The sequence below is a fragment of the Acinetobacter sp. MYb10 genome (assembly GCF_002980175.2).
GTDB lineage: Bacteria > Pseudomonadota > Gammaproteobacteria > Pseudomonadales > Moraxellaceae > Acinetobacter > Acinetobacter guillouiae.
On record NZ_CP058272.1, the window covers coordinates 2,287,833 to 2,301,293 of the forward strand.

At 38.5% G+C, this 13,461-nt stretch carries 13 protein-coding genes; 8 read left to right on the top strand and 5 right to left on the bottom strand.

The window, feature by feature from the left end; all coding sequences use genetic code 11:
* The first annotated feature begins 1 nt into the window (after window position 1).
* Window positions 2-970, top strand: coding sequence for a protein translocase subunit SecF (gene secF, locus CQZ96_RS10635; RefSeq protein ID WP_004723159.1), 969 nt, complete (start codon window positions 2-4; stop codon window positions 968-970).
* A 182-nt stretch (window positions 971-1,152) separates the two neighbouring features.
* Here the strand turns inward: secF and CQZ96_RS10640 are convergent, their stop codons facing one another.
* The 4 genes from CQZ96_RS10640 to CQZ96_RS10655 form a co-directional block, all read right to left on the bottom strand.
* Entirely contained in the window at window positions 1,153-1,860 is a 708-nt protein-coding gene (locus tag CQZ96_RS10640; protein WP_105713340.1) for an XAC2610-related protein, read from the bottom strand.
* 125 nt (window positions 1,861-1,985) lie between these two features.
* Complete coding sequence (locus CQZ96_RS10645) at window positions 1,986-3,440, bottom strand: NAD(P)(+) transhydrogenase (Re/Si-specific) subunit beta (RefSeq protein WP_105713341.1); 1,455 nt, start codon at window positions 3,438-3,440, stop codon at window positions 1,986-1,988.
* A 3-nt stretch (window positions 3,441-3,443) separates the two neighbouring features.
* On the bottom strand, window positions 3,444-3,764 hold the full coding sequence (locus CQZ96_RS10650; RefSeq protein ID WP_004723166.1) for a proton-translocating transhydrogenase family protein: 321 nt from the start codon (window positions 3,762-3,764) through the stop codon (window positions 3,444-3,446).
* A gap of 11 nt (window positions 3,765-3,775) precedes the next feature.
* On the bottom strand, window positions 3,776-4,903 hold the full coding sequence (locus CQZ96_RS10655) for a Re/Si-specific NAD(P)(+) transhydrogenase subunit alpha (RefSeq protein WP_004723168.1): 1,128 nt from the start codon (window positions 4,901-4,903) through the stop codon (window positions 3,776-3,778).
* Window positions 4,904-5,833: 930 nt separating this feature from the next.
* Between CQZ96_RS10655 and CQZ96_RS10660 the strand changes: the two genes are divergently transcribed.
* The 7 genes from CQZ96_RS10660 to CQZ96_RS10690 all read left to right on the top strand — a co-directional run bounded on the left by CQZ96_RS10660 (window position 5,834) and on the right by CQZ96_RS10690 (window position 12,608).
* Window positions 5,834-6,760, top strand: a complete 927-nt coding sequence (locus CQZ96_RS10660; protein ID WP_171287900.1) for a DMT family transporter — start codon at window positions 5,834-5,836, stop codon at window positions 6,758-6,760.
* A gap of 24 nt (window positions 6,761-6,784) precedes the next feature.
* A complete protein-coding gene (locus CQZ96_RS10665) occupies window positions 6,785-7,657 on the top strand; it encodes an LD-carboxypeptidase (protein WP_105713343.1) in 873 nt (290 codons plus the stop codon).
* Between the two features lie 370 nt (window positions 7,658-8,027).
* Window positions 8,028-8,459: a RidA family protein gene (locus CQZ96_RS10670; RefSeq protein WP_004723174.1), complete on the top strand. Its 432-nt coding sequence runs from the start codon at window positions 8,028-8,030 to the stop codon at window positions 8,457-8,459.
* Window positions 8,460-8,481: 22 nt separating this feature from the next.
* The gene (locus tag CQZ96_RS10675; protein WP_004723176.1) at window positions 8,482-9,672 is read left to right on the top strand and encodes an MFS transporter; all 1,191 of its coding nucleotides are present in this window, start codon (window positions 8,482-8,484) and stop codon (window positions 9,670-9,672) included.
* 511 nt (window positions 9,673-10,183) lie between these two features.
* Window positions 10,184-10,600 carry a lysozyme inhibitor LprI family protein gene (locus tag CQZ96_RS10680; protein ID WP_105713345.1) on the top strand — a complete coding sequence of 139 codons (417 nt, stop codon included), beginning with the start codon at window positions 10,184-10,186 and terminating at the stop codon, window positions 10,598-10,600.
* Window positions 10,601-10,668: 68 nt separating this feature from the next.
* Window positions 10,669-11,088: a hypothetical protein gene (locus CQZ96_RS10685; protein ID WP_105713346.1), complete on the top strand. Its 420-nt coding sequence runs from the start codon at window positions 10,669-10,671 to the stop codon at window positions 11,086-11,088.
* A gap of 257 nt (window positions 11,089-11,345) precedes the next feature.
* Window positions 11,346-12,608: a mechanosensitive ion channel family protein gene (locus CQZ96_RS10690; protein ID WP_105713347.1), complete on the top strand. Its 1,263-nt coding sequence runs from the start codon at window positions 11,346-11,348 to the stop codon at window positions 12,606-12,608.
* A 166-nt stretch (window positions 12,609-12,774) separates the two neighbouring features.
* Here CQZ96_RS10690 and CQZ96_RS10695 read toward each other — a convergent pair whose 3' ends face one another.
* Window positions 12,775-13,458 carry a Crp/Fnr family transcriptional regulator gene (locus CQZ96_RS10695; RefSeq protein ID WP_105713348.1) on the bottom strand — a complete coding sequence of 228 codons (684 nt, stop codon included), beginning with the start codon at window positions 13,456-13,458 and terminating at the stop codon, window positions 12,775-12,777.
* Window positions 13,459-13,461 lie beyond the last annotated feature (3 nt).

Genomic DNA, 13,461 nt, shown 5'->3' on the forward strand with positions numbered 1-13,461 from the left:
GATGACTGATGTGACTCAACCGAAAAAGAAATATGGTCGTCCAGATGATGAGCATGTAATTAATTTCATGAAGATTGCCAAACCAGCGGCAATCATCTCAATCCTTTTGACCATTGCAAGTATCTTCTTTATTGCAACCAAAGGCTTAAATCTTGGTTTAGATTTTACTGGTGGTGTTTCTGCAGAATTGAACTATCAATATGCGGCAAAACCAGCAGACGTGATTTCTAATTTGGATAAAGCTGGCTTTAAAGATGCAGTTGTACAAACATTAGGTTCAAACAAAGACTTAATTGTACGTATGCCTGCGCAAGACCTTAAAGTTGAAGACTTAAGCAATACCATTACCAAAGCGGTTCAACTGCCAAATAACACTGCTGTTGTTCATAAGGTTGACTCTGTCGGTGGTCAAGTCGGTAATGAGCTATATTTACGCTCTGCAGGTGCTGTAGCGCTTGCAATGCTACTTATGCTGATCTACGTGACCATTCGCTTCGAGTTTAAACTTGCAGTTGGTGCAGTGCTTTCATTACTGCACGATGTGATCGTAACGATTGGTATTTTTGCAATGATGCAATGGCCATTTGACCTTACTGTTTTAGCGGCTATTCTTGCCTTAATCGGCTTCTCGTTAAACGATAACATTGTTGTATCGGATCGTATCCGTGAAAACTTCCGTAAGATTCGTGGCGCGACACCGTTAGAAATTGTGAATATTGCCTTAACTGAAACCTTAAAACGTACTATTCATACCTCGATGACATTATTGCTGGTTGTACTTGCAATGATGTTCTTGGGTGGTGATGGCTTACACTGGTTCTCAGTTGCTATGTTTATTGGTGTATTTGTAGGTACGTATTCTTCAATCTATATCGGTACTGCATTTGCATTGTGGCGTGGTCTTAATCGTCAAGACTTTATCGTACAAGTTAAACCTGAATTTGAAGATGAAGAGCATATTCCTCATTAAGTTTCAGTTTTAATTAAAAAAGCTCATCTTTGGATGGGCTTTTTTATGTTTAAAAATTTAACGCCACAACGTAAAGAAATCGTTCTATTCATAAAATCTTACTCTGCCCCACAATTCAACATCTGTTGATTTACATCATATAGCGATATCAATACAAAATAGGTATACGAGGTAAATTGTGACTACTGAGCATAATATTTTGCAGTTGGATAATACTTGGTCTTTTCCTTCCATTTTCCATTGACCAGATTACGATCTGTAACCTCAACTTGATCACCTTTTGGTGAGGTTGCATCCTCAATAAACTCTCGAACCAGCAATAAACCTTTTCTAGGTATAACTTGATACTCAGAACGAATATGGTAGCAACAGCCACTTTTATTAAAGGTGATGATGCGTTTGCGCTTTTTGTCTAGCTCAAACATGCCTAAATTTTCTTGAGTGAGTGCAGACAGTTCCTGACTCAAAACAAATTTATTCTTGCTTTGATTAAACACATAAATGTCATACACAGGACCGCCATAAGAACCATAGTTACCATTTCTAATCGCGAGGTCTTCTGTTCCATCGAAGTTAAAATCATCAAAAATCAAAGGGCTTTGTTCGTCATAAAGCTGTATAACATTAACACTCGGTTTAAACTTTTCATCCAAATACATAGTCAGGTCATCAGAGTGAAATGCTTGAAATACCGCTTTACTGCCCTTTTTAAATAGCTTTACTTCGGCCTTAGCTCCACATTCATCTTTTTCACATGCAATATCAATTACGGCATCATAGTGTTTCGAGCCATCTTGAATTTGAAAAACTTGTGCATGCGTTATAGATAAGGAAAATACCAAATAGATACCTAAGCTTTTACAGATTATTTTAAATGGTTGATTCATCATTTTTTATTCAGTCAATTTTATCAAAATCATAGCATTAAAATTGCTTAAATAAAAAACCGCCCGAAGGCAGTTAGGCTCCCTCCTTTATCAAAGGAGGGTTGGGGTGGATTTAATCCGATAGCGGCTTAGTGCCCACCACCATTGATTGCTTTTGTCATCTCTTCAACAACTTTCTTGGCATCACCAAAGATCATCATGGTTTTGTCATTGTAGAATAAGTCATTGTCTAAACCTGCATAACCTGTTGCCATAGAGCGCTTGATCACCATAATGGTACGTGCTTTATGTGCTTCAAGAATCGGCATACCATAAATCGGTGAAGTAGGATCATCTTTAGCCGCAGGGTTAACAACGTCATTCGCACCAATTACCAGTACAACATCAGTCGCTGGGAAATCAGAGTTGATCTCGTCCATTTCCAAGATGTCTTCATATGCAACATCAGCTTCCGCCAACAATACATTCATATGACCAGGCATACGACCCGCAACTGGATGGATTGCAAAACGAACCGTTACACCTTGCTCTTTTAAGATTTCACACAATTCTTTCACTGCATTTTGTGCACGACCTTGCGCCATACCATAACCCGGTACAATCACAACGCTGTCCGCATTCGACATCAAGAAGCCCGCATCATCCGCAGAACCAGAACGGTAATTACGTTGAACTTGCTCACCTTTATCAACTGATGCTACAGCCGTACCACCCATTGCACCACCAAACAATACATTGATGATTGAACGGTTCATTGCTTTACACATGATATAAGACAGAATCGCACCTGATGAACCCACCAATGAACCAGCAACAATCAGCATGTTGTTTTCAAGTGTGAAACCAATACCTGCCGCAGCCCAACCAGAGAATGAATTCAGTAGTGAAACCACTACTGGCATATCACCACCACCGACTGGTGCAATCCAAACCCAACCAAATGCCAATGCCAGTGCAGTCATTGCCCAGAATGCTTGCATATTGCCTGTGGTAAAGAAGTACACACCACACGCCAGCATAGCCAGGAAAATGATCGCTTGAACAGGTTTAACCCAAGCACCTGAAATGGTTTTTGCCCATTTCTTTGCAGCTAACTTACCATAAGCAAATACAGACGCAGTAAAGGTAATCGCACCAACGAAACAACCGACGAATAATTCAAATAAATGAACTTTACTCATATGCGCATGCTGTACACCAGCAGCGGTTAAAGCAGATTCGTTTTGTGCAAACAAAGTAGTCAGTTGGTTATTATGTAAAATTGCAGCAATCGCAATCAGTACCGCAGCCAAACCAACAAGTGAGTGCATCAATGCCACTGTTTCTGGCATTTGTGTCATTGGAACTGTACGTGCACGCGCAATACCGACAATTGCACCCAACACCATTGCACCACCAATCATCCATACAACAGGATGATCTGCGACAAAGAATGTGGTGATTACCGCAATCGCCATGGCAATCATGCCGTAACGGTTACCAGCAATCGCAGTTTTAGGACCTGAAAGACCACGTAAAGTTAAGATGAAAAGGACAGCACCTACAAGGTAGAACCAATCTGCATATTCTCGAATGATTTCCATAGATTAGCCCTCTTTTTTCTTTTGTTTTGGCTTAAACATTTCAAGCATACGTGCAGTCACTGCGAAGCCACCAAAAATGTTAATACTTGCCAAGAACACTGCAATTGCACCAAGTACACTAACAACATTCACGGACTGGAATTGTACACTTGCGTCTACAACACCAGGAATTCCAACAGTTTGTATCATTGCACCTACAACGATAATTGAGGACAATGCATTGGTTACAGCCATTAATGGCGTATGCAATGCAGGGGTTACACCCCAAACCACGTAGTAACCAACAAAGATGGCTAAGACGAAAATAGTAATAGTTTCAACCATGATGACTCTCCTTAACCACGCTTCAGCAGTACTTGACCGCCATGAGTTACTAGAAGTGCTTTTTGAATTTCGTCTTGTTGATTGATGGCAAAGTTTTTCTCTTGATCAAACAAAGTTTCTACGAAATTGAAAACATTACGTGCATACAGTGCCGAAGCTTCTGTCGATACTGTAGAAGGAATATTTGGAATACCTAAAATCGTCACGCCATTGTCAGTGACAACATTTTCACCATTTTTAGAACCTTCAACGTTGCCGCCTGATTCAACTGCCATATCTAGGATGATTGAACCTGGTTTCATTTTGGCAACAGTTTCAGCTTTGATTAAGCGAGGCGCATCACGACCTGGCAACAACGCAGTAGTAATCACGATGTCTGCATTTGACACGGCTTTATCTACGATGATGGCTTGGTCTTGAATATATTGCTCGCCTGGCATCCAGCCATAACCATTTTTAGCGGCATCGGCAGCTTTTTGTTTTTCTTCATCAGACATCGGTACATCTAACCACTTACCACCAAGCGATTCGACTTGGTCACGTGCAGTTGGACGTAAATCTGTTGCTTCAACAACTGCGCCTAAGCGTTTTGCAGTTGCAATGGCTTGAAGACCTGCGACACCCACACCCATAATCACGATACGAGCGGGTTTCACAGTACCTGCAGCGGTCATCAGCATTGGGAACATACGTTGATATTCCGCAGCGGCCAATAACACCGACTTATAACCTGCTAGGTTGGCTTGAGAAGACAACACATCCATATTTTGCGCACGAGACAGTGTTCGTGGCAAAAGCTCTAACGCAAATGCAGACACTTGTTGTGACGCAAATTGGTCAAGTTCAGTATTACGGTATGGGTCAAACATAGCTACCACAGCTGTTCCTGCGGCAAGCTTTTGAATTTCCTCACCTTGTGGTGCACGGACTTTCAAAATAATTTGACTACCTGTATAGGCATCATCTGTAATTTTAGCGCCGACTTGTTCATAAGCACTGTCAATATAAGCCGCTTTTTTACCAGCGCCTCGTTCAATGACAATACTATGACCAGCACTAATCAACTTTTTTACTGTCTCTGGCGTAGCGGCTACGCGGTTTTCACCGACGACAGATTCTTTTGGGATTCCAATCTGCATGAGCGTTCCTCAAGCTAATTTTTCTTCAAGTAAACATCGTAAATAACCCGATGTTTCCCCCAGATGCGTTGTTATGAATTTTTGGATTCTAATTGAACTTTTTTAAAATACCACCCAATATTTATTTAATAAATACCCATATTTTGAACTGATGATTCATAAATATAATTGTGCGACATACCCTATATTCAATTTATTGTATTTTTCTCGTATTATCCTGCTCAGTTTTTTTGACATATCCTGTCTCCAATTTTTAAAAATGATGTTTTTTTAAGCTTATTTGGATATTTTAAGCTGCTTACCCTACCCTACTGATTGGCATTTACAGCAGTATGATTCACTTTTAAGCATTCCAGCTTGCTGTTTAAATACTCCATAAAACAATAGATTTAGCACAAAAACTAACATCCCTATTGACCTTTCTGACAAATTACATGGTTTTTTTATCAGCTTATATTGGCCTTTTCTATCATTTTTTCCGTCAAAAATGTAAGTCGGTTTTTATTACATTTTTTAATTTCATTAATAAAAAAAAGTACTTGGAATAACCATTAGAATTACCCTAGAACTGAGTCTAAAGCAATTACAAAAAATTTTAGTTTTTTTTTATTTGCCATTTTGTCAGTTAATAATACTCGAACAGCTTGAACCAACCATTACGATGTTGCACCTTTTTTGTGCAAAAAATAGCATATTGAATTTGAGCAGTTTATAAACAAGGATTTCAAGGTTGATTTTTATACAATTTTTATTTCAATCTATTTAAATGCTACTTAAATCCACACAAAAAGAAGTAAGCAAGTGTGTTTTATATTCCTTTTATTGCGCCAATTCATTCTTTTTTTGTATTTCCACTGATTGAAAACAACATTTATACTGCTTGTTCAAATTTACATGTCGTATAGCGACATCGTCAATGCAGTCAAATTCATGAAACTTTCTTTATCCAATACCCAACTCGGTTCGATTTTCGCACTTGGTGCGGCTTTCTTATTTAGTACCAAAGCTATTTTTATTAAACAGGCTTACGCATTATCGCCATTAGTCGACAGCACCGTGCTTATGGCATTGAGAATGGCAAGTGCCCTGCCTTTTTTCCTTTTACTGTGTTGGTTCAATCGCCATCATAATAAAAATATGACAGGAAAAGATTGGGCCTTATTGGTTGCTGCAGGTTTGATGGGCTATTACCTTTCAAGTTGGCTCGACTTCGCTGGTCTGATGTATATCAGTGCATCGTTGGAACGTATTATTTTATTTCTCTATCCAACACTGACAGTCATTGCCACAAGCTTTATTTATAAGCAAAAACTCAACTTTAGAACCATACTAGCGATTGCATTAAGCTATGGTGGTACAGTGATTGTGATGCTACAAGAGCAAAGCACAGTACCGCATGAAGGAAATTTCTGGCTAGGCGTGAGTTTAGTCTTTGCCAGTGCGGTTTGTTTTGCGACGTACTTACTCATGACCCCACGTTTAATTCAAAAATTTGGTTCATGGAATTACACTGGTTTGGCATTAAGCATTGCATGTTTTGGTACGCTAACCCATTTTATCATTGCAACACCCCAGCCAATTCAACTGCTTACTCAACTTCCGATACAAGTCATTTGGTATGGTATCGCCTTAGGCTTATTGGTGACGGTTTTACCGACGATTTTGGTCGCGCAAAGTATTTCTCGTTTAGGTGCTGCACAAGCAGCTATGATTGGTTCGATTGGCCCGATCCTAACCATTATTTTGGCTGTGGCTTTGCTCGGTGAGCATATGAATGCGATACAATGGTTTGGTTGTTTACTGAATATCATCGGTGTCATGATGATTACTTTGTCTAAAAAGAAACTTGCACACTAAATTGTGCAGAAACTTGGAAGGAATATGCATTTTAAAATTGTATCGCCGAGTGCCTGTGTAGATGTTGAAAATATCCAGTTGGCACAGTCGCATTTGGAACAGTTAGGTCATACAGTCAGTTTGGGTGAACATGTATTTTCACAACATCGCTATTTGGCAGGTACAGTTGAACAACGTATTCAAGATTTAAAACAAGCATGTTTAGATCCAAACATTGATGCAATTTGGTGTGGTCGTGGTGGTACTGGCGCTGCAATGTTATTGCCATTTTTAGATGAGTGGATTTTAAATAAACCCATTATTGGCTATTCAGATACCACCGTGTTATTAAACTATATTGCGATGCATCATGGGCAATCTTTACATGCGCCTGTATTTCAGGAAATTGCCGTTAAAAATTTAGACAATAGCCCCCTGTCATATGATGCTTTAAAAACCATCAGCCTGTTATCCGCGGATATAAACCAACACGGTCATTATCCCTTATCCAGCGCAAATGGTTTTGCTCAAGATCAGCACATTGAAGAAGTTAAAATCTTAGGCGGAAATCTTACTGTACTGTGTACTTTACAAGGCACACCTTCTGCCTTAAAACTGAATCAGCCGAGTGTTTTACTGATTGAAGATGTAGGCGAACCCTATTATCGAATTGAACGTTCATTGACTCAGCTCCTACAAAGTATTGATACTTCAAACTTAAAGGCTTTGGTCTTGGGTGATTTTTATCAATGCCCACAAAAAAATGTCCCGCAAAGTATTGTTGAGATTGTGAAAGAACATCTCGATCCACTGCACATCCCACTTTACCAATGTGACTGGTTTGGTCATGGTGAAGTCAACCGTCCATTTTGGTTAGGGAAAACGGGCAAGATTGTAGATTCACAACTCATTATTTAACGGCTAGGTTATTTAATGACTGGGTTATTTTAGTACAGGGCTATTTCAGCTCATTGAATATAAAAATAGCCAATACCTTGCTTAAGATAGACCTATGCGGAATCCTAGTCAGTGCTTACTGGGATTTCCTAAGAGTATCAAAGCAAAGATAAACAACCTATATACTTTTAATCCTGAGCAATACTTCACTTGCATCGTGCTTCTTCTGATCACTTTTCTATATGACGGTTTTCTTGTTTAACAGCCCCTTGATTATTCATTCATAAATACGATCATTTGCTTCGGTTTTTTCTTGATATTTTCACTTGACCTTAAGTTAACTTGAGCTTTGATACTAACGGAAATTTCCAGTCAATCAAAAGAGTCATCCATGAATTCCAGATCAGAATCCGCGCAGATCAAATCGTTCCAAATGATTAACCCAAATACACTTTATAATCCAACAGCATTTGCGTATAGTCATGTGGCTGAAGTACGCCATTATTTGCGTATTTTGCATATATCTGGACAAGGTGGTGAAAACCAACAAGGACAATTATCCCAAGATTTTGCACAACAAGTTCATCAAGCTTTTGTCAATCTGCAACATGCCCTACAAGCGGCTGATGCATCATTATTGGATATTGCTGTTTTAAGAGTGCTTGTGGTCGATCACAGTACCAAAAAACATCAGTTTTTAATTCAGGAAATGCAACAACTTTGGAAAGATCAACCTTTCCCTGCGTGTACACTGATTCCTGTCCCGTGTCTTGCTTTACAAGGAATGCTCATTGAAATTGAAGCAACTGCCTATTGTATGTAACTCCAAGAACTAGGATATTTTTATGAATGCTCAACTCGATATTAGCCAAAATAAAGCATTACTTTGGCTGATGGCGATTGCCTGCGGTTTATGCGCAGGAGCAAACTATTATAGTCAGCCGCTGATTCACTCGATTCAACTCTATTTCAACATGCCAGAATCACAAGTGGCACTTACAGTGACCTTTGCCCAAGTATCTTATGCGCTTGGTCTTTTATTCATTGTGCCCATGGGTGACATTGTCAATAAAATCAAATTTATTCCTTGGTTAATGTTTTGTGCTGCGATTGGTTTATTGATGTGTGCTTTTGCTGTCAATTTACCCATGCTTTGGGTTGGCACAATTATTACAGGTCTATTTTCAGTTGCGGCTCAGGTTTTAATCCCTCTTGCAACGATGGCAGTGAAACCTGAAAAAACTGGTGAAGTTGTTGGCTTTTTAATGAGTGGGCTTTTAGTCGGGTTATTGCTTTCCACCAGCCTTGCAGGTTTGTTGTCTAACCTGTTTAACTGGAAACTGATTTACTTTGTCAGTGCGGTATTGATGTTAATACTTGCTTATTTATTGAAAAAACGTCTGCCGCATGTACCTGTGTTTAAAATGAGTTATGGCAAAATTTTCTACTCGATGGGTGTGCTATTAAAAGAAGAACGTCGTTTAGTCTATCGTGCAATTATTGGTGGCTTTGCATTTGCAGCCATGAGTATTTTATTTTCAACGATTGCTGTTTTACTGACTTCTGAACCGTTTAAATTACCTGATGTTTTGGTTGGTGTTGCAACGATCATTGGAGTATTTGGTGCTTTAGCCACTGCAAAAATTGGTAAAATTGCAGACCGTGGACATACCAGTATCCTGACATGGATTGGGGTAGCGTTGATGATCGTCAGTTGGGCGCTGCTTTATTTCGGTGGAAAGTACCTCACCAGTTATATTTTAGGGTATGGCCTGATTAGCTTTGGACTCGCTGTGGTTCATACCAGCAATCAAAATATCATTTTCCGTTTACGCCCAGATGCGAAATCTCGGATTAACTCTATCTATATGACAGCCTATTTCACAGGTGGTGCATGTGGTTCTGCTTTAGGGGTTTATGCATGGCATCATGGAGGTTGGACCATGACTTGTCTTGTCGGTGTATGTTTGGTTATGGGTTCTGCACTATTTTCTCTGCTAGATCGTCTATATCTCAATAGAGCACAGACCATTTAAAGCATTCTAAAATCAAAATCCTTCAAAATCCTTCAAAATTTGAGGGATTTTGATTTTTCAAGAGACTGATTATTTTAATAAAAATACGGATACCCAAATCATTCTATTTGAATAATATTCACTGTAACTATTGTGTGAAAAAACCGGTCATAATATATTCACATCAATAGTCTGCGATAAAATTCCAAAAAAATGCGATGTACACAATTTCAATTTAAATGAATATGCGGGTTACTATCTTAAAGCTATATGAATAAACAGTTGAGGAGCAGTAATTATACGGAAGATAAATCTCAGAGCTTTAAAGAAATTCGTACAGGACAATCTATGTTTTTGGAAAAAACATTCAAATATCCATGATTATTCAAGTTTAAAATTGATACACTTTGGTCAAAATGATATCCCTGTTTGTCTTTGCTAAAGCGTGATTGACGATACTCAAGCAAGGTTTTACTCAGCTCACACAACAGCCAACACTCATCCTGATAGATCAATCAAGAGTTTATCCCTTATGAAAAAAATACGATTAGCATGCTTACCGATTAGTTTTTTATGTAGTTTTTCAAGCTTGGTCTTCGCTGCACCAATAGGAAATGAAAACTTATTAAGCCAAGCTTTTATAAACTGTGACAACAGTGCCCAAGGTATTATTGAACAGGCAACTTGTCTAAAAGATGAGGCTGAACGTCAAGATGTACGATTGAATAGTACCTATAAAAAATTACAATCACATTTGAATGCTACCCAGAAAACAAAACTGGTTGCATCACAACGCATTTGGCTACAATCACGTCAAAGTGATGCTGAACTTGAAACAACGCTGTATGGTCAATCACAGCCAGACAACTTGCAAACTGAACTTAATGATATACAGCGTATCGCAGGCCGTACTGCACAATTGCAACGCTACCTGAATTTACTTCAATAATGCGAATTAAAGCATAAAGATATTCAAGAACACATACCGAGATCGAGATAAAACTAAAGGTCAAATATATGAAAAAATTTAAAACTACTACATTGTTGTTCATCTCTCTTCTTCCTTTTGCAGCTTTTGCCGATGATGAAATGCCTCGTCCCCTTCCAGATGATTCTTATATTCATGCCAAATTAAGCAGCAGTTATGGCCAATGTATCAAGCAAAGTGGTGCAGTAACATTTGAAATGCAAAGCTGTATGGACCAAGAATATGCTCAACATAAGAACCGCGTTCAACAGGCCTTTGCCAAAATCATCAGTCGTCCAGACAGTGTGAAAAAAGACCGGCAGATGGATGAGATTGCAGCATGGTGGGAAAACACCGACAAGTATTGTAATTGGGATCCGAAAACCGAAGGGCAAGGACAAATGTTAGATGCACAGTCTTGCCGTCTGAACCGTATTGCTAATCTTGCGGATAAAATCAGCCACTATTGAGTCTTAAAAATTAAAACTTAGCATCCCATCGTATTCAATAAAGTACTATTGATTGGCATATTGTGATCCGTGAAACTAGGCTTATCTATCCCCGACGGTTGCATGCTTATCTTCACATACTCACTTGGACTTTCTGAGAGTCTGTCAATCTTGTTGAGTAAGTAATTGATGCCCGAATGTAGCTAAAAAGTATTTTTATAAATTATTGTCATTCACAATCAATACAATAGCGTATCTGCTATTTTGAGGTTGTACTTTTGGATAAATTTGCCTTCTTAAAGAATATTCAGGAATGGTCTGATCAGTATCCATGGCTAGAGATGCTAACATCATTATCCATTCTAATTTTTTTCGCCTTTGTCGCAAATTATATTGCAAAACAAGTCGTTGTTCGTGGGATACGTAAACTTATTTCAAAAATGAAGTTTGCACACAGTGAAATTTTTTCCCAGCATAGTGTTATCCGCAGAGTGGCGAATATTGTTCCTGCCATTGTTATTTTAAATGGTATTACCACAGTTCCACATTTGTCCTTAAAAGCGGTTGGCCTGATACAAATGGCTGCACAGGCGTTTATCTTCCTGACTATTGCACTGGCCATCAGCGAACTTTTAAATGTCTTTAATCTGCTTTATCAACGTAATCCAAAATCACTGAATAAGCCCATCAAAGGCTATCTTCAACTGATCAAACTGATTTTGTTTATCGTTTGTGGTCTGCTGATCTTGGGTACCTTCTTAAAGAAAGATGTTTTTACCCTGCTTGCTGGTTTTGGTGCGATGGCAGCAGTATTGTTACTGGTTTTTCAAAATACGATTCTGTCCTTGGTGGCATCGGTGCAAATCTCTTCCTACGATATGGTTCGTATCGGTGACTGGATTGAAATGCCAACATTAAATGCAGATGGTGATGTTATTGATATGTCCTTACATACCATTACCGTACAGAATTTTGATAAAACCTTTACCACAATTCCCACCAATAAGTTGGTCACTGACACCTTTAAAAACTGGCGTGGGATGAAATTGTTGGGGGCGAGACGCATCAAGCGCTCAATCTTTATTGATCAAACCAGCATTCATTTTATTACCCATGAAGAACAACAGAAATTAAAAGCTTTCCTGTTACTGGATCAATATCTGGATAATAAACAATCTGAATTGGACAGCTTTAATCAACAATTTGAAGATCAGTCAGTCTATAACCAGCGCCGCCTAACCAATATTGGAACATTTCGGGCTTATGTCGAGTTCTACTTAAAACAACACGCTGGTATTGCTAAAAACCAATCCCTAATTATCCGTCAGTTACAACCAACGAGTGAGGGATTACCGCTGGAAATCTATGCATTTGCCAATACAACGGTATGGAATGATTATGAGGCAATCCAGTCTGATATATTTGACCATCTGATGGCAATTCTTCCTGAATTTGGACTAAAGATTTATCAGGCTCCTTCTGGTTCAGATTTACGCTCATTGTCAAAACATGCTGAAAGCAGCTCTGAACTTCTGTCCTGAGTTGTTCATTTACATTAAAAAGCCCATGCGTTAACCATGGGCTTGCTTGCAATAAAAGAAGAAGGTTTGTAGCGCCCTCTATAATCAATTCAAAGCATAAACTGACTACTGTAATCCTTACCAAATATCTTGAACATAATTCTATTTTTATTTCACCGCTGTCAAATTATAAAAAGTCTATCGGTTCTATTTCAGCGAGATAGTCATTATCCAAAACTTTTAACGTTTTATTTTTAAACTGAATGATGTTTAAGTCTGATAAATCTTTTAAAATCCGATTTAGCTGTCTGGTCGAAATTCCTAACATAGCAGCAATAGAATCACGTTTTTCCAAGTGAATCATACTCCCCTCCATTTCCGCCCTAATTGCTAAATATTTACGTACTTTTATAAATGCTGGAAGCGTTGCATTTGTTAGCAGTTGAGTTGAAGCATATAATTTTTGACTGAGATGAGAGCAGATAAAACGTAGAAAAGCTGGATCGTTAAACGCATATTGCTCAATTTTGCTTAAGGATATCTCGAGAATATCCGCTTTTGAAATCGCAGTCACCGTACTTACTGTACCTATATCTCTATCTAAAAAAAGCTCTAAATCACCAATCACGGAAAAAGCCCTTTCAATAGAGAATACTGCACAACTCCCATCTTTTTGGTAATGTTCTACTTGTAATTTTCCATTCACAAGTAAATAGAGGCTACTTAGCGAGCTTCCTTGTGCAAGCAGAAACTCACCTGCTTCTATTTGTTTTAATAAGAAATTTTCTAATAATATTGGAGAAAAATAACGCGATAAAGAAAACTCATCGATATAATTCTGTATTAATTCATCATTACTAATAGTCCTCATCTT

What these genes read in the sequence shown, in the direction of transcription:
- secF (WP_004723159.1), top strand. Translation starts at nt 2, where the DNA reads ATGACTGATGTGACTCAACCGAAAAAGAAATATGGTCGTCCAGATGAT.
- CQZ96_RS10640 (WP_105713340.1), bottom strand. Translation starts at nt 1,860, where the DNA reads ATGATGAATCAACCATTTAAAATAATCTGTAAAAGCTTAGGTATCTAT.
- CQZ96_RS10645 (WP_105713341.1), bottom strand. Translation starts at nt 3,440, where the DNA reads ATGGAAATCATTCGAGAATATGCAGATTGGTTCTACCTTGTAGGTGCT.
- CQZ96_RS10650 (WP_004723166.1), bottom strand. Translation starts at nt 3,764, where the DNA reads ATGGTTGAAACTATTACTATTTTCGTCTTAGCCATCTTTGTTGGTTAC.
- CQZ96_RS10655 (WP_004723168.1), bottom strand. Translation starts at nt 4,903, where the DNA reads ATGCAGATTGGAATCCCAAAAGAATCTGTCGTCGGTGAAAACCGCGTA.
- CQZ96_RS10660 (WP_171287900.1), top strand. Translation starts at nt 5,834, where the DNA reads ATGAAACTTTCTTTATCCAATACCCAACTCGGTTCGATTTTCGCACTT.
- CQZ96_RS10665 (WP_105713343.1), top strand. Translation starts at nt 6,785, where the DNA reads ATGCATTTTAAAATTGTATCGCCGAGTGCCTGTGTAGATGTTGAAAAT.
- CQZ96_RS10670 (WP_004723174.1), top strand. Translation starts at nt 8,028, where the DNA reads ATGAATTCCAGATCAGAATCCGCGCAGATCAAATCGTTCCAAATGATT.
- CQZ96_RS10675 (WP_004723176.1), top strand. Translation starts at nt 8,482, where the DNA reads ATGAATGCTCAACTCGATATTAGCCAAAATAAAGCATTACTTTGGCTG.
- CQZ96_RS10680 (WP_105713345.1), top strand. Translation starts at nt 10,184, where the DNA reads ATGAAAAAAATACGATTAGCATGCTTACCGATTAGTTTTTTATGTAGT.
- CQZ96_RS10685 (WP_105713346.1), top strand. Translation starts at nt 10,669, where the DNA reads ATGAAAAAATTTAAAACTACTACATTGTTGTTCATCTCTCTTCTTCCT.
- CQZ96_RS10695 (WP_105713348.1), bottom strand. Translation starts at nt 13,458, where the DNA reads ATGAGGACTATTAGTAATGATGAATTAATACAGAATTATATCGATGAG.